The organism is Clostridium sp., assembly GCF_040797585.1.
In the GTDB taxonomy this organism is placed as follows: Bacteria; Bacillota; Clostridia; order Clostridiales; family Clostridiaceae; genus Clostridium_Z.
Map to the genome: position 1 here is coordinate 1 of NZ_JBFNEO010000002.1, position 24,706 is coordinate 24,706.

Genomic DNA, 24,706 nt, shown 5'->3' on the forward strand with positions numbered 1-24,706 from the left:
ATCTCTTTTTGTGCTTTTAGAAACCCAAAACATAATATTTATAATTAAAGCACCTATTAAAAACGCTATATTAAAATAACCTAAAATTAAAAGCACAGATCCTATGGCTATTTTTATAAGATGTCTTTGTTTTGCACTCTCTAAGGATTTAGAAACAGGTATATCTACTTTAAAACCCCGTTTATCTTTACTAGTTTTATACATATTCCTAATATCTTTATTACTTTTACCACCCTTTAGTTTTTTATCTACATATTTTAAATCCCTTAAATCTCTCTCATCCATATTATCCCCCCATAATTATTAAGTATTTATACTAATATAAAAGATTATATCATAGCCTTTAAAAAAAGGTAAAATACATAACATAAAAATTTTTTATAGATACTAATAAAAAAAACCTTAAATACATAACATAACTATAGAATTACATAAAGGAGTGTTAAAAATGCAAAATAAGTTTTATTCCTTCAGAGATGAAGATGGGAATCTAGTAAATTACACTGTAAAAGAGCATCTATTAATGAACAAAAATGAATATGTATTAATGTGCCCGGAAAATGACACTTCTCATATAGAGGTATATAGATTCGCAGATGATTCCTTAGAACTTGTTGACGATGATAAAGAATTATCTATGATAAAATCTATCTCAAAAGTTATGTAGAAAAAAATATTTTTCTACCCATAAAAATTTAGCTATCTCAAAAGTTTTGAGATAGCTAAATCTTATGTTTTCAGTATGATAAATAATCTAAAGTTTAAAGTCCACTATGCCCTTAAAAGTGAAACTATTAATTAAATAGTAAACATAATAAAACTCATTATTATTTATTTTATTATATTAAAGAAATTTAAAGAAACTTTTCTCTTAACCTTTATCTCATCATTGTTTTCAATTTCTTCTAAGTTATAGTTCTTCTTAGCAAAACCTTTAAAAACAATGGATCCTACAAATCCCCCTAATAATCCTCCTATAACAGCAAAAATAATGGCTATAATAACTGTTTTAGGATCATTAAATCCGAAAGGTGCCAGTAGTCCTGGTATAGGTGATGCTGTTCCTGGAGCATTATTTATTATGTTAAAATATGCTGCTGAGAGACCTGCTAATCCACCCCCTAAAAGATTCGATCCATAGATAGGAATTGGATTTTTAGTTACTATTGGTGCTTGGGTTAATGGCTCTAACATTACCGCTATTATATTACTTTTGTCGCCTAAATTAAGACGTCTAAATATAATACCATTTGTAAAAGATCCACCAACACAAGCTAAAGCTGAAATACCCATTGCCAGGCCTTGTAAATTAAGCATGGCTGTAACTGCCATTGAACTTAATGGAGATGTACATGTAACTTTCATTATTCCTCCAAGTAAGAATCCCATAACTAACGGAGATTGACTTGCTGCTACAGATATCATATCTCCAATATTAAGCAGTGTAGCGTTAACTATAGGATCTACTCCAAGAGCTATAAATCTTGCAAGGGGAGCTATTAAAAGAGCTCCTATTATAGTATTTAATCCCTCTGGTAATTTTTTATCAAACATTGGTGCTATAAGACCTATGATGTATCCGGCTATAAAACCTGGTAATATTCCATATCCACCTAATGCAACACCTGCTACTACTGCATAAATAGGATTTACCCCCATAGATATTGGCACTAAAATAGCTGCTGCTACTCCTCCCATAGATCCTGATACTGTTCCTACCTCTCCTAGAAAAGTAAGGTTAAGAAAATCTCCGCTTATATATTTATGAATGGCCTCTACTAAAAAAGTAGCTACTGCTGCATTTGCAAGTCCTGACATAGCTTTACTTCCCTTAGGTGCCTTAAAGCTAAATAAGGAAAATAAACCAAGAGTAAATAACAATAATCCCATACCTTTAATAATTTCTACCATACTAAACCTCCTTATATTTCAACCTTTTAATCTGATGAGTTAATTTTCTGAATTGACTGATTATTTAAACTATACAAGTTGAATTTCGGAAAGTTTCAAAAAGTATCCAAATATATTCTGTTATAATTATAACAATTTTAAATACATGCTATTTATTAACATAATATGCTATTCCCTCTAAAAATTTTTTAACATTAACTGATCCCTTTTCTAAGGTTTTCCCACGGATATAATCCATTTCCTTTTTTACTTCTTCAAAACTAAAAATAGAATTGGAAAACTCTACAAATATATCATTCATGTAGTCTTCTAATCCTAAATTAGCAATATTATTTAAAGCCACAAAAGCTGTTCTTCTTATTCTTTGTTCTACTGATTTAGGTTTATCTGATATTTCATTAAATAATTCTTTAAGAGTATAGGAATTTTCATCACTATTTTCAATTATATATTCTATGCTCTTTTTTATATCTTCACATCCTGCCTCGCCTAATATGCCTAATTTTTTCATTATACTTTTAATTTTATATGTATGATTATCTTTATCTTCTTTTTTAAATATATGATCTATATTTCCTAATTTCTTTCTCATAAGAATATTATTAATTACTCTTCTTAAAACATGTTTAACTTCAATTGCATTTATGGGTTTGTTTATATAAAATTCAATTCCATATTCATAAGCCCTAGCTACCATGTCTTTAGATGATACTTGAGATAGCATTATATACTGAATATGAGGATATATAGATTTATATTCTTTAACTATAGTTAATCCATCTTTTCCCGGCATTAAAAGATCTATAATTACAATATCTGGTTTTTCTTTTTTTATTATAACTCCTCCATTTTCTCCATTTAAAGCCCCATCCCCTATTATTTCCCCTAAACATTCATGGTTTATTATTTTATTAAGAATCCTATGAACATTTATATCATCATCTATTATTAATATTCTCAATTTGTCTCCCCCTCTAACGTATTTTTTGGTATAAAAATCATAAATTCTGTACCTTTTCCTTTTGTAGATGTGAATTTTATAAATCCATTTAATTTGTTCTCTACTATATCTTTTACTATGCTTAATCCAAGTCCCCTATTTACATCACCTGTCTCAAAATTAATCTTAGTAGAAAACCCTGGATTGAATACATACTCCTTATCTTCTTTATCCATACCTTCTCCATTATCCTTTATTTCAAAATAATGCCCCTTCATACTATCAATTTCCATATAACCATGATTTAAATATATTATACCACTATCTTTATATTCTAAAGCGTCAATGCTATTCATTATTATATTTCTAAACATAGATATTATATAATAATGATATATTGTATTAAAATTTTCACCCTTTTCTATCTTAAACATTATGTCAGTATTTTTAATTTTTATATTTATCATATGTCTTAATATATCTAGTATTTCATAATAGTTCATACTATCCTTAAGTCCTTTTGAATTTATTAATTCATTAACACCTCTAACTATTAAGTTAAACTCTTTTTTTATTTCATGTATATCTTTTGCAATTTCTAGAATCTCTATTTTAAAAGATTTATCTAAGTTTTTTTCGCTTACATCCATATAAAGTTTATAAGATTTTCCCATAACTTCTTCTATGTTATCCATAGATTTTTCCATAAGATAAATTTCGCTTTTCAGACTAGAATTTGATGCTAAAAGTTTTATATATCTTTCTGTATGTTCTTTTTTTAAAAGACTAGTATTATATCTAATCATTAAATTTATCATAACCCATATTAATGTTGATCTTAAAAATGCAATACAAATTAGTCCTATCATAATATTAAGGCTAAAATTTTCTAAATATATAGTATGTCTAATGAACATTTCCATGGAGTTGGCAAAGAAATCACATATAATAAGCTTAAATAAAAGAGTATTTAAGTTTTTATTTCCAGTAGTAATAAGAAAATATATAGCTATATAAACTAAATAAAATATAAACTCTGGAAAGTAGTTGATTATACCTGATTTAAGTCCTGAAGTCATTTCAGCATTTTCTAGAAAGTATACAAATATTCTTATTATATACACAAGGAAAGAAGAAATAATAGCTATCATTAGCTTATTCTCTATTTCCATAATGTATATTAGAATTATTAAAACTATAATACCAAAGGATATATTAAAATAATCAACAAATAGTTTTATATATATTTGAGATGAAAACATAACTAAAAGTCCTATATATATAATTTGATTTAGATTCTCTTTCTTTTTCATTACTCTCATCTCCTTACAAACCTCTTTAAGGATATTATTCAATAAACTTTTAGAAATAACCTTTGAAAGGCTTATTGAAATAGATAATATTATATATTTCTAAAACCTATTATGATTTCAAAATTCAAAGTAAAAAACTTATACAAATATTTCTCTATGAAAGATAAATATTTGTATAAATTAACTTAAGTATATTATGTAGCAAAAAATGGTTTTGTAAATATTTTATAAGTATAGGTATTTATTAACTGTAAAGGGGTGGGTTAGAAAATGAAATACGAAATAGCAGATTGTATAGATGCAGGTACAGAATTTTGTCCTTGTCACCTTGCTGAGGCTGGAGAATGTATAATTTGTTCTCAACTACATGGACAGGCTTTCTGTGATTGTCTTAATTGGAAAGGAGTTTGTATTTATAAGGAATACTTTGATAATGGAAATAAACCAAAATCTCAAAGAAAAAGTTTCTTATGTCAGATATTAAAAAAAGATGTTATAGAAGAAAACCTGGTTATAATTTCTATACTTGTTCCCCATAAGCTTGCAAAAGATTTACTTCATCCAGGTAGTTATGTATTCTTACGTGATCCATCTACTACTCAATTTTATGATACTCCAATTTCAGTCATGGACGTGGATGTAGAAGAAAACATAATTAAGCTTGCAATAGAAATAAGAGGGATAAAAACAAAAATAATAAATAGTCTTAATGAAAATTCAAAACTTATGATAAGAGGACCTTTCTGGAATGGTGTTTTTGGACTTAAAAACATATATTCGGCTAGAGAAGGCTTAAGTGTAATAGTAGCTAAAGGTATTGGTATGGCCCCTATGATCCCAGTTATAAAAAAGCTCTATGGAAATGGTAATAAAGTTACAATATTTATGGACAAGTCTCCTTATGATTCAATTTTTGTAGAAGATTATTTAAAACAATATAACTGTCAGGTTATTCCTTGTACCCTACTAGAGAAAGGAGAACTATCCGAAGACTTTATCTCTACTCTAAAGAACTTTTTAAATGAAAATAAGGTTAACTTAATACATTGCGATGGAGCAGATATTATAGTTCTTAAACTAATTAAACTTTTAGGTGATGAATATAAAATGTCCTCTTCTAACAATACGAAAATGTGTTGCGGTGAAGGTGTATGTGGGGCTTGTACAACTAGGTATTCTGGTAGAAGAGTTAAAAGATTATGTAAATATCAAAGTGAACCTCAAAACGTATTTGAAGGGAGAAGATTTATATGAAGATAGTTGTCATAGGTGGCGGGTGGTCTGGATGCGCAGCAGCTATATCCGCTAAAAAAGCTGGAGCAGATGTTACCCTATTTGAAAAAACCGACTTGGTTTTAGGTCTCGGAAACGTTGGTGGAATAATGAGAAACAATGGACGATTTACTGCTGCTGAAGAGCTTATATCCCTTGGAGCAGGAGATTTAATAAATATTACTGATTCCCTATCCCGTCATAAAAATATAGAGTTTCCAGGTCATAAACATGCATGGTTATATGATGTAAATGTTATAGAACCAGAGGTTAGAAGCTATTTAGAATCTCTTGGAATAAATATAAGATTTATATCTAGGATATCAGATATAGAAAAAGAAGGTAGTAAAATAAAAGGAGTTTATTTAAGCACTGGAGAGTTTATTGAAGCAGATGCTTTTGTTGAAACTACAGGATCTACAGGTCCTATGGGAAACTGTCTTAAATATGGCAATGGATGTTCTATGTGTATTTTAAGATGCCCAACCTTCGGACCTAGGGTAAGCTTAAGCGCAAGAGCTGGTATTGAAGATTTTCAGGGAGAAAGAGATGGAGATGAATTAGGTGCTTTTAGTGGTTCTTGTAAATTAGCCAAAGAAACCTTATCTGAGGAAATAGTTAATGAACTAAATGAAAAAGGTGTAGTAGTATTAAGTATTCCACCAGAAGATATAAATTTAGATAAATTAAAATCTAAGGTATGTCAACAATATGCATTAAAAGAATTTGCAGAAAATATAGTTCTGTTAGATACTGGCCACGCAAAGCTTATGACCACGTATTACCCTATAGAAAAGCTTAGAAAGATTAAGGGGCTTGAAAAGGCTAAATATGTAGATCCTTACTCTGGAGGAATAGGCAACTCTATAAGATATCTAGCAGTATCCCCTAGAACTGATGATATGAAGGTCATAGGGATAGATAACTTATTTGTTGGTGGTGAGAAGTCTGGACTATTTGTAGGTCATACTGAAGCTATAGCTACAGGAACTCTAGCAGGATATAACGCTGTAAGATACGCTCTAGGTATGCCTATGTTAATTCTACCTAGAAGTACAGCTATAGGTGACATTATATCATATGCAAACTATAAAATATCTACCTCTGAGGGAAGAAAGAATAGATATACTTTTGCAGGAGCAGAATACTTTAAGAGAATGAAATCCTTGGAATTATACACTACTGATAAACATGAAGTTCATAATAGAATTAAAAAATTAAATTTAGATAATATATTTGATCAGAAATTAATATAAGTGATAAGGCTAAGAATGAGTTCTTAGCCTTTAATATGCTATGTTTAATATATTAATATACTTTTCTTCACTTATAAGAATAATATATTGAAGTTTTCTGAAATAAAAAATTATTAAAATACAATATACAAAAAGTATTTAGTTTTGAATATTAAAAACTGGCGAATAAAAATCACAATAATAAATGTGACTTTAATTCAGCCAGTTAATTTCTCTAGATAATATAAGTTTACTTATTTTTATTAAAATTAATTAGGCAACCTTTAGTGACAATTTCTCTTTCATCTTTCGTCATGTCATCAATTTTAAGTTGAAATTCTTTTATACAATCTGAAATAACAAATGCAGTAATCTTATCATTTCCCCTTAACATTGCATCTTTTATATTAGGGATAAAGATATAATCTTCATTCTGGAAAGGAGGTTGTCCTTGAAGAATAAATGGAATCATACCCCAGTTAATCAAATTACTCCTATATCTCTTTGTTGCGTATTCTTCTGCAATATTAGCATTTCCGCCTAGAACCCTTTGGCAACTTGCAGCCTGCTCCCTAGCGCTTCCATCTCCAGGTTTTTTTGCATAAATTACGCTTCCAATACTTGCACTAAGACTATCAAAATTTTCAAAGCCACTAATAATTCTAATTTTATTTAAAATATCCTTGAATTCTTTATTGTTTTTTTCAGGATGAACCCCTTGAAGCCTTTCTTTTTCTAATGAAAGAATTTTCTTAGAAACTCCAACATAATTTGGATCCTTTCTTGATAAAGTAAATTCTGCAAGGCCAAGCGGATTAGAGCGATAAGTAGAAGTCTCACCTGAAGGAATAAGTTCATCTGTAGTAGTTACTGGGTCTGTTATAAAACTAGCTACTTTTAGTATTAGATTTTCCTCAAGTTTTGGTATTTCAGGCCAATCTATAATATTGGGTCCATATTTTAATTCACTACTTGGCTCTTGTTTATTGAATCCAAAGTAAACTCTATTATTGTATACGGTTTTATCAAAGTTATATACAGGAACTTCTTTATTATAATCAATTGAAGATGCCGATGTTAAATATCCTCCATTAGCTGCAGTCGCTGCAATTGATCTTGCATCCATAAGTGCTACTGAGGAAATTTGACCATTTCCAGGTTTAGATCCTTCTCTATTTGGAAAGTTTCTTGTTGTATGTCTAATGCTTATTCCACCGTTGAATGGTACATCGCCAGCCCCAAAACAAGGTCCACAGAAAGCAGTACGCATTGTAGCTCCTGATGTCATTAGTTTTGTTATATATCCTTTCTGTGTTAAGTCAATTAAAACGGGTTGAGAAGATGGATATACTGAAAGACTAAATTCATCACTTCCAAGGTTCTTATTTTCTAAAATATTAGCACTTGTAACAATGTTTTCATACATTCCACCTGCGCAACCAGCTATAACACCTTGATCCACTCTAAATTTACCATTTATTATTTTATCAGTGAGCTTAAATGTAACCTTTGAGTTTTTAAACAGTTTTTGTCCCTCTATTTCTGTCATTCTTAGTATTTCTTCAAGATTCTCATTTAATTCATCTATTTCAAAAGCATTGCTTGGGTGAAAAGGAAGAGCAATCATAGGTTTGATAGTACTTAAATCAATATAAATCATACCATCATAATATGTAACTTCATTTGGAGTTAACTCATTGTACGCTTCTTCTCTTCCATGTAGTTTAAGATACTCTTTAACTGTTTCATCAGTCTGCCAGATAGAACTTAAGCATGTTGTTTCAGTGGTCATTACATCTATTCCATTTCTAAAATCCATAGATAAGTTTGCAATACCATCGCCTATAAACTCCATTATTTTATTTTTCACATATCCATTTTTAAATACGGAACGTATTATTGAAAGAGCTATATCCTGAGGTCCTACACCATGAGGTGGCTTTCCCGTAAGGTATACACCTATTACTTCTGGATAATCAATATCATAGGTCTTAGATAAAAGCTGCTTTACAAGCTCACCCCCACCTTCTCCAATGGCAATTGTACCAAAGGCACCATATCTTGTGTGAGAGTCAGACCCAAGAATCATTCGTCCAGAGCCTGCCATCATCTCTCTCATAAAAGTGTGGATTACTGCTAAATGAGGAGGTACAAAAATACCCCCATATTTTTTTACTGCCGATAACCCAAATCTATGATCATCTTCATTAAGTGTTCCTCCAACTGCCGCTAAAGAATTATGGCAATTAGTTAATATATAAGGTATGGGAAACTTATCTAATCCACTGGCTTTTGCTGTTTGAATAATTCCTACATAGGTTATATCATGGGATGTCATGGAGTCAAATTTTAATTTTAATTTTTCCATACTCCCAGATGTATTATGTTTTTCCAATATTGAATATGATATTGTATTCTTTTTAGCTTCCTCTTTGCTTATATTTATTAATTTAACACTTTCTCCTTCTGCTATGATTTCTTTTCTATTTATTAAATAAACTCCAGAGTCATATAATTTTATCATATTGTGACCTCCTAATTGAATAAGTTCTTAATTTACAAAAGGGTTAAAACTAACCCTCTTACTACTGCCATTCCTGGAAGTAAACGTGGAAAAAGCTCAGTTACATCTAAATTAAGGGCAGATAATACTCTAGCTAGTGGTCCGCCCCATGGAGTCATATTAAAAACTGAGGTTGGAAGAGCAATAAGAATTGCAAGATAAATCCCTTTAATTTTAAATTGTCTGTAAAGTGGCATAAATGCTGCAGTAGTAATTAAGACTGTAGAAGTTCCATCTCCGTCAAGGGAAACCATTGCAGCAGTTAATGTTGAAGCCACTATAATTTTAAGTGGATCACCTTTAACTAATTTTATGATAGCTATAACTAATGGATCGAATAATCCAACTTGCATCATTAAAGTAAAGTAACTACATGCAAATAAAACCATTAATGCTGATCTCACTGTTCCAGCGGCTACTTTTCCATCTTCCCCAACTTTATAAAATACTCCTTCATAGATCCAATCGAAGACTTCTAGAGGAGATTGATTAGTAATTAAACAATAAACAACCCCAAAAATTACTGGCACTACAATTAATGCTACATAAGGACTAAGTAGTTTTTTATATATTGCTAAAACGAATACAATAATAAGTATGGCTCCTATAAGTGTTCCCATTTTATATCCTCCTAAGATTCTATATTTAATTAAACATTATAAAATTTTATCCTCTAAGTAAGGCAGGTTACTTTTATAGGACCCTAAAAAGTTAACGTTTACTTGGGAATGTACAAGCTAATTATAAGATTTTTCTGTAAATTTATCCAATTTATTATTTTTATATTTTTTATAGCTTATAACTATAATTTTTGTCTTATTATAAAGTGATAAGTATCTCATGTTATAATTAATTTATATTTTAAGATTAGATAGTTTAGGGGTGTGGTTTTCTTGGAATTTAAAGATATAGAGTATGTTTTTGCAATTGCAAAGTATCGTCATATAACAAAAGCTGCTGATTCACTTTACATAACTCAACCAACTCTCAGTACTTATATAAAGAATATGGAAAAAAAATTAGGGATGGAATTATTTAAAAGAGATGGTAATAAAATAGGTCTAACATATGAAGGAGAGATTTTTATAGACAATGGTCTTAAAATCCTTAGACAAAGGGATGAACTTTTGAATAAATTAAGTGAGTCTATTAACTCAGATAGAGGTAGGCTTAAGTTATCTATACCAATACTTAGGGGAAGTTATTTAATTCCTATAATTTTACCTTTATTTCATAATAAATTTCCAAATGTAGAAATAATTCTAAATGAAGGTTCCTCTTTAGAAATTGAAAAAAATATTAAGGATGAATTAAGTGAGTTGGTTATATTTAATAAACCTCTTCGAAAGATATCATTGAATTATGAAACTATTCATAAAGAAGAAATGCTTCTTGTTATGCATAGAGATCATCCTTTATCAAAGAAAGGCATTAAAATTAATGGGCTACCTTATCCTTGGATGGATATAAAGCTTTGCAGAAATGAACCTTTTATCATTCAGTTTCCAAATCAGCATACTGGAGAAGTGGAAAGACATATTTTTGAAGAGGCAAATATAAAACCTCCAATTGTATTAGAAACTAAAAATTTAGAAGCTTCTGTAAGACTTGCTAGTTTAGGTTATGGATTAACCTTTATCTCTGAAAGTCACATAAAATATATATCTTTTCCTAAAAACCCTGTATTTTTTTCTATAGGAAATCCTACTACAATTATGGAGGTAATTGCTGCATACTTAGATAAAGAATATTTATCTAAATACGCTAAGGAGCTTATTGAAATTGCAAAACAATGTTTTAAACAAAAATACTTATAGGTTAAGCAATAAAGTACATATAAAATTATAAATAAAGTGAGTAGTGAAAAGTTTTATTTATTCACTACTCACTTTTAACATGTTTAATATGTATTTTAATACTTAAAACATATAACCTTAAAAGAATTTTTTGAAGTTATTATTAGAAACAAGAAAATTAATATGATACTAAAGATATCCTACTTATATTTTAGCTGTTACTCCCTCTAGGGAATTTAACTCATCATGTAACTCATTTATATCTTCTTCTCTATCTTTTAAAAGATTTAATAGTATAAGTCCAGATTTTGAACAAACATCCTCAGAAGCCTTATGTAGTCCTATTCTTGTTTGAATTATACATCCATACTTAGTTAAAATTTCTTGTGCCTTTGGCGCAATTGTATTTCTTGGGGTAATCTTTATAGCCATGATTGTAAACATAAAAAAGCCTCCTAGTAATTATTTCTTCACAAATAATAGTATTACATTAAATCTATCAAAATATGTATATTATTACATGTTTTGATGGGATTTGATAAAATATATTTATAATATTAACATAAGTGTTTCTCACCAAAATATAGCTATTGTAATATACTGAATTATATAGTTACACATAAGATAAAAAGGAGGGAATTTTATGGGAAAGCATAGAAGATGTTGTAATAACGTATGCGTTGTTAACCCAATTCCTTATAATCCAGTTCCTTATAATACAGGATGGAATGCCCCGTTCCCAGTTCAAAACAATTGTAATTTTGGATGTGGTGGATGTGGCGGTGGATTCGGAAATTGTGGAGGCGGATTTGGATTTGGCTCTGGAATTACTAGTCCACTACTATTATTATTATTACTTGGCATATGGTAGAATATTAACCCCTAAGGACTCCTTAGGGGCTTTCTTAATAAGTTTATAAGTTTTAACTACCATCTATCTTCTATTGGTTTACATATAATTTCATCTATTTTAGTTTCTAGGATAGATGCAGCATGGCTAGGACGCATAATTATAGCCGCATCAGCTCCTTTACCACTTCCTCCTATTGCAATTATCTTCTCATTATAAGGAATAAGATCACTATCTAAGGCCATAATTGCAATTTCAACACAAACTTTAACTCCTTGTCCAAACATTCTCAAGGTGTGAGCAATAACCTCCACTGGAGATACTCCTCCAAATTTATTGCTTAATCCTCTTTCTGCTCCACTTAATACGTGGGTAGTTGTTAAAACTTTTATTCCACTTTCCTCAAGTTCATTCTTTACAGAGCTATCCATACTATTTACACCCTTATTCTTAAATCCATTAACATGAGACACGCATATAATATTAAGATCCTTTTCTTCTTTTAATTTTAATGCTGTTTCTCCTGAAGTGGAAGCAATAACTATATGCTTTATTCCCCTCTCCCTTGCAACTTCAAGAGTTAATTCTAAAGTCTTCTCTGTATTATCTTTTCCTATTTTGTTAAAGTACATGATTACCCCTCCTACATTATAAAGTTATTATATATACCTATTTCTAAATAAATACAAAAAAACCTCTATAATTACAAAGATATTTTTAATCTTAATTATTTATATAGTTTTTAAATATATTCCATCCTATTTATTTTAAGAATGATATACATCTTACTTTAAAGATATTAATATTCTTTATGTATACTCTTAATAAGTATTTAAGTTTATAGCAATTTATTAAATATAATAATTTATAAAAAATAATGGGTCTGTCGCGTTAAAAAATCTAACCACAATATGTTGTCTTAGAATTTAAAAATCTAATACAATATATTGTAGTTTTTATTCTTTGTGCAACAGCCCCATTATTAATCTTTTTTATATATGCTATGCTTATATATGAGTACATCATCTTCAAAAACCTTTATTTCTCCTAAGGTTTTTGTATCATTTACAGTATTATTATTTACATCTAATTTAAATATACCCTTACTTCCATTTTTTATTGGTACGTAGATATCCTCATTAAATATTGACATATCACTCTCTTCATCCATGGAATTTAAATCTTTTATATTTTCATAATAATAATTCTCTTTTACATAGTTAAAAATCTTTTCTGTTTCTTTCCATCTTCCAGGACAGTCTAGCACAACGATTATTACATCATTTTTGCCGTTATTTACAGAAGTAACTAAACACTTTCCTGCTCCTCCAGTATACCCTGTCTTAACTCCATTTGCTCCTTTAATCTGCCATAGAATTTTATTTATATTGGAATAATCTCTTGTAAAATTTTGTTCCTTAGCGGAGTATTCTTTTCTTCCTACCATTTCATTAAAAAATTCATTTTCCTTAGCTTTTGCAGTAGCTATAGCTAAATCATAAGCCGTTGAATAATGTCTTCCACTATCTAATCCATGGGGAGATTCGAAATTTGAATCCATAAGACCTATTTCTAGAGCATACTCATTCATAAGTTTACAGAACTCTTCTATAGATCCACTTATTCCCTCTGCAATAACTATAGCAGCATCATTTCCAGACTTAAACATAAGTCCTATTAAGAGTTCCTTTAGTGATACTTCATCATCTTTTTTGTATCCAACTTTTGATCCTCTTATAGCAGTTGCATTAGAGCTTACTGTAAATTTCTCCTCTAAGTTACCATATTTTATTGCTACTAGTGCAGTAATAATTTTTGTTGTACTTGCCATAGGCACTATTTCATCACTGCTTTTTTCATAGAGAACTCTTCTTGTCTTACTATCTATAGCTATAGCCCTCCTAGCATTTACATTGAACTTTACATTTTTTTTAGTAACTTCTGCAGCTAATGTAGGTGTTGAAAGAATATTTATAAATAAACATAAAGAAGTAAATATGTATATAAATTTTTTCATTTTAACTCCTCCTTTAAAGTATATTTGAGTTTTTGGAGTCAATACTATAGAGGGAGGTATATCTATGATATTTTTAATTTTATGCATTATTCTTATAATTTTATTTATTCCTTTTCCTATAAAAATAATGGTTTATTTGAAACAAGGTAAGTTCTATATAACTCTATATAAGTTTAATATTCTACAGTTTCCAAAAGACCAATGTAAGAATTCGAAGAAAAAACAAAATAAACCTTCAAATATATCTTTGCCACAAATAAAAGAAATATTACAAAAAATTTATTCCATAGGTTTAAATATTAAATTGTCCTTTAATTTTAATTTAATATTAGGACTTAAAGATCCATGCGCTCTTGCCCTATCCTATGGAAGTTTATATAATATAAACCCTATAATCTATAAAATCTTATCTAAGTTTTTTAATATTCGTCATTATGACTTTAATATAGAACCTCGCTTTGAAGAAAATATTATAGATTTAGAAATTAAAAGTATAATTCATGTAACTATTGGAAAAATTATATATGTATTCTTCATTATAGGAATTGCTTTTCTTAAGATTAACTTTAGAAAACAACATTCTAGAAAATTTAAGGAGGTATAGATATGGATAATCATCCATTAGAAAGTTTGATGAGATCTACTATGGAAAATCTTAGAGATATGATAGATGTTAATACTGTTATTGGAGAAGCAGTACTAACAAAGGAAGGAACAACTATAATACCTATTTCAAAGGTTTCTTTTGGATTTGCTTCTGGTGGAAGTGAATTTTTAACTCAGTGTAGTAATAACATAACTAATCCACCTTTTGGAGGAGGCTCAGGTGCTGGAGTATGTGTAAAACCTGTTGGTTTTCTTGTTATAACAGATGATAATATAAGAGTTTTATCTGTAGATCAAGATAATACATATGACAAAATTGTAGATACTATTCCTCAGATTATTGATATGTTTTCATCTCTAAATAAAAAGAAGAAGGGTTTTTGTGAAGAACAGTAACTTACTGTTCTTCTTTATCTTTTTCTAAAAGAGATATTTCCATTGTAGATTCTTCTTCTACTAAAGCATCTAAACTCGGAAGTTCTTTTAATGTTTCCATATCAAATTGTTTTAAAAACTCCTCTGTGGTTCCATATAATATAGGTCTTCCTATGACATCTAATCTACCTATTTCTTTTATTATATTTCTTTCTAAAAGCTTTTGTACTGCACTTTCACTTTTAACTCCTCTTATTTCATCTATATCTACCCTTGTTATAGGTTGCTTATATGCTATTATGGCTAAAGTTTCTAGGGCAGCTTGAGATAGGGATTGTCTCACATTAGTCTTTAATATTTTTTGTATGAAATCACTATTTTCAGGCTTAGTTACTAACTGATAAGAGTCATTTATCTGGACAAGTTTTATTCCTCGTACTTCTTTATTATATTCTTTATTCAATTCATGAATAATTTCCTTAGTATATGAAATACTGCATTCTATCATATTAGCCATATCTTTTAACTTCAAAGGTTCTCCACTTACAAAAAGTAAAGATTCTAAAGCAGACATGTAGATATTCTTTTTTGAAACCTCTTCAAACTCATACTGAGTAGCTTTAATCTCCATTAAGTTCTAATATCCTTTCAATATATATTTTATCAAAATTATTTTCTTGAACTACCTTTATAGTTTTTTCTTTTATAAGTTCAAGTATAGCTAGGAATGTAACTACTACTTCTATCTTACACTCACAATCCATCATAAGATCTGAAAATCTGGTAGCTCCTATTTTACTTAGTCTTTCTTTCAGAAATTTAATTTTATCCTCAACCTTATATTTATCAATTGGAATCTCTTTAGATATTACATTGGTTGTATTTTTTTTATTATTATATCTATTTATTAATTCATTATATAAAATATATAAATCAAGCATTGATATATTTTTAAAAAGCTCTTCATTAGAGAATGTTCTTTTATCCTCAATTATTTCAGGTTTTTTAGAGAATACAAAGCCTGCATCCCCTTTTTTTATCCCTAAATACTCAGCAGCTTTTTTAAATTTCTTATATTCTATGAGCTTTTCCATAAGAACTTTTCTTGGATCCTCATCTTCTTCATCTTCGGAGGTAGACTTATCCTTAGGTAATAGCATTTTTGATTTAATTTCTAAAAGAGTTGCTGCCATAACTATAAATTCTGAGGTTATATTTAAGTCTAATTCTTTCATTTCATTTATGTAATCTAAATATTGATTAGTTATGTCATATATCTTAATATGATATATATCCATCTCATTTTTCTTGATAAGATGTAGAAGAAGATCAAAAGGACCTTCAAAATTAGCTATTTTTATATTAAGGAGTTGCAAGTTATTTCCTCATAATATAATTTAAATACATAAATATAATACCAATATAAATCACAATTATCAATATTGTAGAAATAAATAATAAGAAGGACACAAAGATTTGTGTCCTTCTTATTATTTAAACTGATCCTTTGAAAAGGTTCTTTATGTTATATTTAAAGTTATCTATAAAGCCACCTTTTTTAACATCTCTATCACAATAAATTTCAACTTTTCCTACTTCTTTATCTCCTACATAGAATCTACATATACCTATAACCTCTCCGGCTTTAAAACTTTTCCTTGAAGTATCTAACTCTATTTGTTTTTCTACTTTTTCTTCTTTTCCCTTTTCTAGAGTTATACCTACATCTGTTTTAGCTTTAGCTAAGAAGAATTTTTCTCCACTCTTATCTAAAACTACTTTTTCAATCTCTTCATCTTTAGCTGCAAGCTTTTTACTATAGAATTTTGAAAAACCATGATTTAAAAGCATGCTCGCATCTCTGTTTCTTATCTTATAAGTAGGAGCTCCCATAATTACACTTAACATTCTCACTCCATCTCTTGTAGCAGTTGCAGATATGCAATATTTAGCTTCTGAAGTGAATCCAGTTTTTAATCCATCGCAGCCTTTAAAAAACCTTACTAGCTTATTATGATTTACAAGTTCTATTGGACTTTTTCTACCTTCTGATATAGTCTCCATATATGTACCAGTATATTTTAATATAGTCTCATGTTTTAAAAGCTCTCTCGACATTATAGATATGTCATAAGCTGTACTCATATGACCATCAGCAGGAAGACCCGTGCAGTTTTTGAAGGTAGTATTCTTCATTCCTAGAGCCTCACAGCGCTGATTCATCATATCTACAAAGCCATCCTCACTTCCGCCTAAATACTCTGCTAGAGCAACTGCCGCATCATTTCCAGAGGCTATACCTACCCCTTTTAATAATTCTTCTACGGTTCTTATTTCTCCATTATCTAGAAGCATAGTACTTCCGCCCATTTTTTTAGCATTTTCACTACAGGTAACCTTATCATCTAATTTTATTTTTCCTGAATCAACAGCTTCCATAGTTAATAGCATAGTCATGATTTTAGTTACAGAAGCTGGTGCAAACTTTTCATGAGGATTTTTTTCATATAATATGTTACCACTAGACGCCTCCATTAAAATAGCTGATTTAGCCTCTACGTCCAGGCCTTTAACCTCGTCAGCTCTAACCTCTTTTAAGGAAATATTAGTTACCATTATTGCAGATAATATAAAAATATTTATAAATTTCATTACATTTTTTCTCATGTTCCTCCTCCTTTCAAATATATCTTTTCCATTTTTGACGAAATTATCACTAAAAATTTAAGAGAGCTATGAATTTTTTAAATTCATAGCTCTCTTCTTTTATTTTATTTATCTACTATACCATATATAAGAGGAATACTATCTTTGTAATCTTTGTTTATAACATAGCTCTTTATTATGTTTTCTTTAGCTTTATTTATATTATCTTCATCATTGCTATGTATATAAGCTATAACATCACCCTTAGAAATTTTATCTCCTCTTTTTTTATTTAGCATTATCCCCACTGCTAAGTCTATAACACTTTCCTTAGTTGCTCTTCCAGCACCAAGTTCCATAGCAATCAGTCCTATATCCTCAGAGTGTATTTTCTCTACAACTCCCTCTTCTTCTACTGTTACTGGAACTATATACTTAGCTTTAGGGAATTTATTAGTATCATCTATAAATGTGTCATCTCCACCTTGAGCTTTTATAAACGCCTTAAACTTTTCTAATGCTTTTCCTGTTTTTATAGTATTATATAACATATCCCTAGCTTCTTTTTCATTCTTTGCTTTTCCTGCTAAAACTACCATTTGGCTTCCTAAAGTTAAGCAAAGTTCTTCAAGATCCTTAGGACCTTTGCCTTGAAGAGTTTCGATAGCTTCTTTAACCTCTAAAGCATTTCCAACAGCAAGACCTAAAGGCTGATCCATATCAGATATTACAGCAATAGTGTTTCTTCCAACATTTCTACCTATATCAACCATCTCTTTAGCAAGTTCAAAGGCAGCCTCTTTAGTTTTCATAAAGGCTCCATCTCCAACCTTTACGTCAAGAACTATAGAATCTGCTCCAGCAGCTATCTTTTTACTCATTACACTAGCTGCAATTAAAGATATATTGTCTACAGTGGCAGTAACATCCCTTAATGCATAAAGCTTCTTATCTGCAGGTGCTAAATCACCAGTTTGAGCAGCTACTGCAAGCTTTATAGTGTTAACATTTTTAATAAAATCTTCTTTTTCAATTTCTACTGAAAATCCTGGAAATGATTCTAATTTATCAATAGTTCCACCAGTATGACCAAGTCCTCTACCTGACATTTTTGCAACAGGTATCTCAAGAGCTGCAACCATTGGTCCAAGAACTAAAGTTGTAGTATCTCCAACTCCTCCTGTACTATGTTTGTCAACCTTTACTCCATTTATATCTGAAAGATCTAATATATCTCCTGAATTAACCACAGACATAGTAAGATCAGCCGTTTCCTTACTATTCATTCCTTTAAAGAATATAGACATTAATAATGCTGATACTTGATAATCAGGTATTTCTCCTTTTGTATATCCTTCAACAAAATAATTTATTTCTTCTTTAGATAATTCCGAACCATTTCTCTTCTTTAAGATTAAGTCATACATTCTCATTGAGTAGTCACCATCCTAAACTTATTTTATGTCCTTTATTATTTCCCCAACTAAGCTTATAAATTCCTTCTTTACTTTACTTGAAGTTTCAATTACTTCCTCATGGTTTAGTGGTTGATCAAGAATTCCAGATGCCATATTAGTTATACATGAAATTCCAAGAACTTTAATACCACAATGATTAGCAGCAACTACCTCTGGAACTGTAGACATTCCAACTGCATCTCCACCTAAAATTCTTATCATTCTAACTTCCGCTGGTGTTTCATAAGATGGACCAGAAGCCATAAAGTAAACTCCTTTTTTAACACCTATACCTAACTCTTTTGCTTTAGCTTCAGCTAACTTTATAAGATCTTTATTATAAGGAGCAGACATGTCAGGGAATCTTGGACCTATCTCCTCATAATTTCTTCCTATTAGTGGATTAACTCCAGAGTAATTTATGTGATCATTTATAATCATTAAATCTCCTGGAATATACTCAGTATTAACTCCACCAGCAGCATTAGTAACTATTATGGTTTTAACTCCAAGCTCCTTCATTATATAAACAGGAAGAATTACGTCCTCCATTTTATTTCCTTCATAGTAGTGGAATCTTCCTTGCATCATTACTACTGGCTTATTATTATATTTTCCAAATACAAATTGTCCTGCATGACCTTGCACCGTTGACTCTGGAAGATTAGGTACTTCTGAATACTTTATTATTACCTTTTCACTAACGTCATCTGCCATATCTCCAAGACCTGAACCTAATATAAGTCCAATAGCAGGCTCCTCTTTTATTCTTTCCTTTATAAAACTTACACTTTCCTTTAACTTCTTAATATCCATTTAAAGTCCTCCTTCAAGTATGTTAAAATATTATTGTCTAACCTTATTATAAAAACTTTCTCCATTTAGATCATTACTTACATTAAAGAATTCTAATACACTCTTTCCTATATCACAGAAAGATTTTCTTGTTCCTATATTTATATTCTCTTTAATTCCTTTTCCATAAACTATTAGTGGAATGTACTCCCTTGAATGATCTGTGCTTTCTGTAGTTGGATCACATCCATGATCTGCTGTTATTATAAGAATATCTTCATCCCCTAGAGCTTCTATAATCTCTGGAAGTCTTTCATCGAATTCTTCTATGGCTTTTCCATAACCCTCAGGATTATTTCTATGACCATAAAGACTATCAAAGTCTACAAGATTAGTGAATATTAATCCATCTCTATCCTCTCTCATGAATTCTAAAGTTTTCTCTACTCCATCCATATTATTTTTAGTATGCTTAGCATGGGTAACACCTTTTTTATTAAATATATCTTCAATTTTTCCAACAGCCATTACATTAAGATCATTTTCCTTTAAGTATTCTAACATGGTTTTACTAAAAGGATCTAAAGCATAATCATGTCTATTAGAAGTTCTTGTATAATTTGAAGGTTCACCTGTAAATGGTCTTGCAATAACTCTTCCTACAGTTTTTTCACCAACAAGCATTTTTCTAGCAATTTCACACATTTTATAAAGCTCATCTAAAGGTATTACCTCCTCATGGGCCGCTATTTGGAAAACACTATCTGCTGAAGTATACACTATAGGATATCCTGTTTTAACATGCTCATCTCCTAGGTCTTTTATTATCTCTGTACCAGATGCTACTACATTACCTAGAGTTTTTCTACCAATTTTATTTTCAAACTCATCCATTATTTCCTTTGGAAATCCATCAGGATAAGTATTAAGAGGGGTATCTAGTATAACGCCACCTATTTCCCAATGGCCAGTAACAGTGTCTTTTCCTTTAGAAGCTTCCATAGCACGTCCAAAGGATCCTTTACCATTAGTATTTTTTATATTAATATGCTCTAAGCCCTCTATATTACCTATTCCTAAAGATTCTAAGTTTTTAATATTAAGGCCTCCACTGACCTTCCATGTATTGGCGAATGTATTACTACCCTGATCTCCATATAAATGTGCATCAGGTAATTCTCCAATTCCAACACTATCTAATACAATTAATACTGCTTTTTTACTCATATCTATTCTCCTTTCGTTTTATGCTCTAGGATGAGAATTTTTATAGACTTCAGCTAATTTATTTCTTTTAGTTATATAGGAGTACTTTTGAGTAGCTGATAAATCTACATGACCTAGAAGCTCTTGTAAGGACTTTATATCTGCACCGTTTTCTAATAAATGTACTGCAAATGAGTGTCTTAGGGTATATAAATTCATATCCTTGTCTATTTTAGCTTCTTTAGCATATTCCTTAACTATTTTCCAAAATCCTTGTCTTGTCATTCTTTCTCCTCTAGAGTTAAAGAATAAAAATTTTCATTTTAATCAATACATTGTTCCACGAATGGCCATATAATATTCACTATACCTTATGGCAACGGTTCCAAGAGGGATTATTCTTTCCTTATTTTTATTTCCTTTACATTTTATATATTGATCTTTTATATTTATATCAAACAATGTAAGGTTTAGAAGCTCTGATACTTTCATACCAGTAGCATACATAATTTCTAACATGGTTCTATCTCTTAATCCCTTATAGGTACCTATATCTGGAGTATCTAAAAGTCTTTCAATCTCTTCAATGGTTAAAGTTTTTGGAATTTTTTCTTTAATCTTTGGAAGCTCATAATAAATTATAGGAGAATCATGTATATATCCCTTACTATATAGAAATTTATAAAAGTTTCTAATAGCTACAATACTTCTATTAATAGAGGAGTTAGAGAACTTTTTATCTATACGATTTTGTATGTAAGCATTTATTGTGATCTCATCTGCTATATTTATATCCTCATCTCTTTCCTTTACAAAATCTAAATACTTAAGTAGATCTCTCCGATATCCATCTATAGTATTTTTACTAAGATTCTTTCCCTCTATATATTTAATATATTTATCTAATAGTGCATTCATAATAAATCTCCTACATAGACTATTTTGTGATAAAAGGTTATAAACTATTTATATTAATAATTTCGACATTTTTAGTGAAAACCCTTCTCTTTTACACTCTATTTTATATTATATATTTTATTATATATGGAGTTATATATGATTCTATTACTGCTCCCAATAATATCATAGAAAAGCTCATTACTAATATATATATATACTTATAGTTATCCTTTGATGGATAGGAAGTTTTCACAAATTTATTTCTTAGTTTATTTAATGCCATATCAGCGGAGAATACAGAAATAAAGAGTAGAGCACCAATATAAAAAATATTTTGAGGTATTACTCCGAGGAGTACAAAAAGTCCTCCTTTTAGTCCCATAGAGTTCATAATGAGCCCTGCACTAAAACCAATAGTAAATCCTTTTATAAGATTTATTATTAGTATAATAGGAATTCCTACAATAATAATTCCCATTATAAATATGGCAATTATTAATAAACCATTATTTTTAATGCTTTCAAATAATATAAGCTTATTATTTACGTTCATAGAACTAAAATCCTTTGTAAAAGATATAAAATATTCTGTTATGTCAGACTTATATGTATCGCCCATGTAAAGTACTACATAAATTCCAATAACTATACCTGTAAGTAAAAACAATAGAGCTCCAAGATAAAACCACTTGTTATAATTTATATATTTCCTAATGCTTAGAAAAAAATTCTTATCGTCCATTATAAAATCCTCCCCGTGTAATAATCATATTTATATCTATGATTATTTCGGGGAGGATATGAGAATTTTTTATTATTTATATGTACATTAATGCAGCAATGGTCTTACTGTCCTCTATTTCTCCACTTTTTATCATTTCTTTTACCTTACTTATATTTATCTCACGAAGATTTATAAATTCGTCATCATCTCCACCCTTAACACCATTATAAAGGTCTTCTGCTTTAAATAAATATATATATTCGTCGCAAAATCCTGGAGCTGTAACAAACTTACCAAGGTATGTAAACTTCCCAGCCTTATATCCTGTTTCTTCTTCAAGCTCTCTTATTCCACACTCCTTAGGATCTTCACCTTTTTCAAGCTTTCCAGCAGGTATCTCTATAAGCATATTATCAATAGGCTTTCTAAACTGCTCTACTAATAATATAGTTTCCTCATCCTTAAAAGCCAGTATTGCAACTCCACCAGGATGTCTTACTATTTCTCTTTCACTCTCTAATCCATTAGGTAGCTCAACCTTTTGCTTTACTAAAGTTATTATTTTGCCTTCATATATTAAATTTTCTTTCAAGGTTTTCTCTAAAAATTTCAAAGCTTTCATTCCTTCCTTTTATCTGATGGTTACCAACTGTTATCCCCCACCTCTTGAAATGTGGTGGATAACAGTTGCTACGCCCCTAGATTAACTCATCTAACCTTAAGACGGTGGAAATAACATCATCTTAAGGAAGATTCATTCTATGGATAAAATATAATAACATATCTTATCATTAATAGTCTATTTAAAAATAGTTTTTCCTAACATTTATATATTTTTGCGTGATAAATAATACATATTAAAACTATATAAATTTATAATTTAAAATTACAATACTTAGTATAAACTACCTATATATTATAAGTAAAGTCTGGCAGTAATATTTATAATATATATAAATTACTTTACTCCTGATTCTAATATACTAAAGGATACATCATCACAATTGATTTCGGCAATTGCTCCATAAGGTAAAATAGTTATAGGTGAAGTATGACCAAAATTCATATTACACATAATTGGTAAATTAGTGAGACTCAATTCCTCTCTCACAACTTTTAATATAACCTTTTTATATTCTTCATAATATAAATTGTCATAAGGTTTACCAAATATTATACCATTCACATTTTGAAGAATTCCTTGAGAACCGTAATTTCTTAACCAATATTCTAAATGATTAGGTTCTGGCTTCTCCTCAGAAGTTTCAAAAAACAATATACTGTTTTTCCACTCCTCAAGGCATGGCCATAGATTAGTACCTTTAATCATCTCTAGAACTTCAATACATCCACCAATAAGTTTTCCTTTAACTGTTCCTTCTCCTTGTAAGAGTTCATATCCACCATTATTCTCCTTGGTTTTCCTTTGTATATTTTTATTCTTCTCTTCCCAAGGAAGGAATTCACTTGTCCAAATTGGAGATGACTCTATATTTCCAATTATAGAGTTATCAAATAGTACTTTATTAGTCCAATACTTAGTATATTCAAACATCTCAACATTTTCTGCAAATTCTGCAAGAATTGATGGTCCATAGAAAGTAGATAATCCTGCTTTGTAACAAATCATGTGAGTTATAGTAGTATCAGAATACCCCATAAATATTTTAGGATTCTCTCTTATAATATTAAAATCAATGTATGGAAGCATTCTAATACTTTCATATCCTCCAATACAAGAAAAGATAGCTTTTATAGATTTATCTTTGAAGGCTTCCATTAAATCTTCAGCTCTCTTTTTCGGATTATCATATAAATACTTAGATCCTTTTAGAGTATTTGGCATTTCAATAACCTTTAAGCCAAATAAATTTTCGAGTCGACTTTTACCTACATTATATCTCCATATTATGTCCTCATCTCCTGCTCCACCCCAGGATAGACTAATAGTAGCAACTTTATCTCCTCTTTTTAACCTTTCTGGTTTTATTAATTCCATGAATCTCTCCCCCTTATTAACTAAAAATTTATTATAAGATAATTTACTATATTTACAAGATGCGAATATAATTTTCTGAATATTATATCATATATAGTTAT

Annotated in this window: 25 protein-coding genes and 1 pseudogene; 7 read left to right on the top strand and 19 right to left on the bottom strand. The window is 29.6% G+C overall.

Going from position 1 to position 24,706, the window contains the following annotated elements; all coding sequences use genetic code 11:
- Positions 1-285 (bottom strand): hypothetical protein (locus AB2369_RS00165; RefSeq protein ID WP_367664444.1); only part of this gene is annotated, 285 nt, incomplete at its 3' end.
- Between the two features lie 163 nt (positions 286-448).
- On the opposite strand from AB2369_RS00165, the gene AB2369_RS00170 reads away from it, so the two are divergent.
- The gene (locus tag AB2369_RS00170; protein ID WP_367664445.1) at positions 449-667 is read left to right on the top strand and encodes a DUF1292 domain-containing protein; all 219 of its coding nucleotides are present in this window, start codon (positions 449-451) and stop codon (positions 665-667) included.
- A gap of 164 nt (positions 668-831) precedes the next feature.
- Here the strand turns inward: AB2369_RS00170 and AB2369_RS00175 are convergent, their stop codons facing one another.
- From AB2369_RS00175 to AB2369_RS00185, 3 genes are all read right to left on the bottom strand, one after another.
- On the bottom strand, positions 832-1,911 hold the full coding sequence (locus AB2369_RS00175; RefSeq protein ID WP_367664446.1) for a PTS sugar transporter subunit IIC: 1,080 nt from the start codon (positions 1,909-1,911) through the stop codon (positions 832-834).
- A 148-nt stretch (positions 1,912-2,059) separates the two neighbouring features.
- On the bottom strand, positions 2,060-2,872 hold the full coding sequence (locus AB2369_RS00180; protein WP_367664447.1) for a response regulator: 813 nt from the start codon (positions 2,870-2,872) through the stop codon (positions 2,060-2,062).
- Positions 2,869-4,164: an ATP-binding protein gene (locus tag AB2369_RS00185; protein ID WP_367664448.1), complete on the bottom strand. Its 1,296-nt coding sequence runs from the start codon at positions 4,162-4,164 to the stop codon at positions 2,869-2,871. The genes AB2369_RS00180 and AB2369_RS00185 overlap by 4 nt, the downstream gene beginning before the upstream one ends.
- A gap of 270 nt (positions 4,165-4,434) precedes the next feature.
- On the opposite strand from AB2369_RS00185, the gene AB2369_RS00190 reads away from it, so the two are divergent.
- Together AB2369_RS00190 and AB2369_RS00195 are read left to right on the top strand one after the other, a co-directional pair.
- Positions 4,435-5,418 (top strand): sulfide/dihydroorotate dehydrogenase-like FAD/NAD-binding protein, encoded by a 984-nt coding sequence (locus AB2369_RS00190; RefSeq protein WP_367664449.1) that lies wholly within the window; start codon positions 4,435-4,437, stop codon positions 5,416-5,418.
- Positions 5,415-6,692 (top strand): FAD-dependent oxidoreductase, encoded by a 1,278-nt coding sequence (locus AB2369_RS00195; protein WP_367664450.1) that lies wholly within the window; start codon positions 5,415-5,417, stop codon positions 6,690-6,692. The genes AB2369_RS00190 and AB2369_RS00195 overlap by 4 nt, the downstream gene beginning before the upstream one ends.
- A 229-nt stretch (positions 6,693-6,921) precedes the next feature.
- Here the strand turns inward: AB2369_RS00195 and AB2369_RS00200 are convergent, their stop codons facing one another.
- Positions 6,922-9,195, bottom strand: a complete 2,274-nt coding sequence (locus AB2369_RS00200) for a hydratase (protein ID WP_367664451.1) — start codon at positions 9,193-9,195, stop codon at positions 6,922-6,924.
- Between the two features lie 32 nt (positions 9,196-9,227).
- Complete coding sequence (locus AB2369_RS00205) at positions 9,228-9,854, bottom strand: SLC13 family permease (RefSeq protein ID WP_367664452.1); 627 nt, start codon at positions 9,852-9,854, stop codon at positions 9,228-9,230.
- 273 nt (positions 9,855-10,127) lie between these two features.
- Between AB2369_RS00205 and AB2369_RS00210 the strand changes: the two genes are divergently transcribed.
- A complete protein-coding gene (locus tag AB2369_RS00210) occupies positions 10,128-11,051 on the top strand; it encodes a LysR family transcriptional regulator (protein WP_367664453.1) in 924 nt (307 codons plus the stop codon).
- A gap of 183 nt (positions 11,052-11,234) precedes the next feature.
- Here AB2369_RS00210 and AB2369_RS00215 read toward each other — a convergent pair whose 3' ends face one another.
- Complete coding sequence (locus AB2369_RS00215) at positions 11,235-11,474, bottom strand: hypothetical protein (protein WP_367664454.1); 240 nt, start codon at positions 11,472-11,474, stop codon at positions 11,235-11,237.
- A 199-nt stretch (positions 11,475-11,673) separates the two neighbouring features.
- On the opposite strand from AB2369_RS00215, the gene AB2369_RS00220 reads away from it, so the two are divergent.
- On the top strand, positions 11,674-11,901 hold the full coding sequence (locus AB2369_RS00220; RefSeq protein ID WP_367664455.1) for a hypothetical protein: 228 nt from the start codon (positions 11,674-11,676) through the stop codon (positions 11,899-11,901).
- A 56-nt stretch (positions 11,902-11,957) separates the two neighbouring features.
- Here AB2369_RS00220 and AB2369_RS00225 read toward each other — a convergent pair whose 3' ends face one another.
- Positions 11,958-12,512: a pyruvate kinase alpha/beta domain-containing protein gene (locus AB2369_RS00225; RefSeq protein WP_367664456.1), complete on the bottom strand. Its 555-nt coding sequence runs from the start codon at positions 12,510-12,512 to the stop codon at positions 11,958-11,960.
- Between the two features lie 350 nt (positions 12,513-12,862).
- Entirely contained in the window at positions 12,863-13,897 is a 1,035-nt protein-coding gene (locus tag AB2369_RS00230; protein ID WP_367664457.1) for a D-alanyl-D-alanine carboxypeptidase family protein, read from the bottom strand.
- Between the two features lie 64 nt (positions 13,898-13,961).
- On the opposite strand from AB2369_RS00230, the gene AB2369_RS00235 reads away from it, so the two are divergent.
- Both AB2369_RS00235 and ytfJ read left to right on the top strand, forming a co-directional pair.
- Positions 13,962-14,501: a DUF2953 domain-containing protein gene (locus AB2369_RS00235; RefSeq protein WP_367664458.1), complete on the top strand. Its 540-nt coding sequence runs from the start codon at positions 13,962-13,964 to the stop codon at positions 14,499-14,501.
- A 2-nt stretch (positions 14,502-14,503) separates the two neighbouring features.
- On the top strand, positions 14,504-14,899 hold the full coding sequence (gene ytfJ, locus AB2369_RS00240; RefSeq protein ID WP_367664459.1) for a GerW family sporulation protein: 396 nt from the start codon (positions 14,504-14,506) through the stop codon (positions 14,897-14,899).
- Position 14,900: 1 nt separating this feature from the next.
- Here ytfJ and scpB read toward each other — a convergent pair whose 3' ends face one another.
- The 10 genes and pseudogenes from scpB to AB2369_RS00290 all read right to left on the bottom strand — a co-directional run bounded on the left by scpB (position 14,901) and on the right by AB2369_RS00290 (position 24,605).
- Complete coding sequence (scpB, locus tag AB2369_RS00245) at positions 14,901-15,509, bottom strand: SMC-Scp complex subunit ScpB (protein WP_367664460.1); 609 nt, start codon at positions 15,507-15,509, stop codon at positions 14,901-14,903.
- A complete protein-coding gene (locus AB2369_RS00250; protein ID WP_367664461.1) occupies positions 15,499-16,254 on the bottom strand; it encodes a segregation/condensation protein A in 756 nt (251 codons plus the stop codon). The genes scpB and AB2369_RS00250 overlap by 11 nt, the downstream gene beginning before the upstream one ends.
- 118 nt (positions 16,255-16,372) lie before the next feature.
- Positions 16,373-17,545, bottom strand: a complete 1,173-nt coding sequence (locus tag AB2369_RS00255) for a D-alanyl-D-alanine carboxypeptidase family protein (RefSeq protein WP_367664462.1) — start codon at positions 17,543-17,545, stop codon at positions 16,373-16,375.
- Between the two features lie 104 nt (positions 17,546-17,649).
- Entirely contained in the window at positions 17,650-18,957 is a 1,308-nt protein-coding gene (locus tag AB2369_RS00260; protein WP_367664463.1) for a pyrimidine-nucleoside phosphorylase, read from the bottom strand.
- Positions 18,958-18,978: 21 nt separating this feature from the next.
- Positions 18,979-19,797 carry a purine-nucleoside phosphorylase gene (locus tag AB2369_RS00265; RefSeq protein ID WP_367664464.1) on the bottom strand — a complete coding sequence of 273 codons (819 nt, stop codon included), beginning with the start codon at positions 19,795-19,797 and terminating at the stop codon, positions 18,979-18,981.
- A gap of 30 nt (positions 19,798-19,827) precedes the next feature.
- The gene (locus AB2369_RS00270; protein ID WP_367664465.1) at positions 19,828-21,003 is read right to left on the bottom strand and encodes a phosphopentomutase; all 1,176 of its coding nucleotides are present in this window, start codon (positions 21,001-21,003) and stop codon (positions 19,828-19,830) included.
- Between the two features lie 18 nt (positions 21,004-21,021).
- A pseudogene (locus AB2369_RS00275) lies at positions 21,022-21,900 on the bottom strand (site-specific tyrosine recombinase).
- A gap of 103 nt (positions 21,901-22,003) precedes the next feature.
- Positions 22,004-22,624 (bottom strand): stage II sporulation protein M, encoded by a 621-nt coding sequence (spoIIM, locus tag AB2369_RS00280; protein WP_367664466.1) that lies wholly within the window; start codon positions 22,622-22,624, stop codon positions 22,004-22,006.
- Between the two features lie 76 nt (positions 22,625-22,700).
- Positions 22,701-23,219 carry an NUDIX hydrolase gene (locus AB2369_RS00285; RefSeq protein ID WP_367664467.1) on the bottom strand — a complete coding sequence of 173 codons (519 nt, stop codon included), beginning with the start codon at positions 23,217-23,219 and terminating at the stop codon, positions 22,701-22,703.
- Between the two features lie 345 nt (positions 23,220-23,564).
- Positions 23,565-24,605 carry a S66 peptidase family protein gene (locus AB2369_RS00290; RefSeq protein ID WP_367664468.1) on the bottom strand — a complete coding sequence of 347 codons (1,041 nt, stop codon included), beginning with the start codon at positions 24,603-24,605 and terminating at the stop codon, positions 23,565-23,567.
- Between the last annotated feature and the right edge of the window lie 101 nt (positions 24,606-24,706).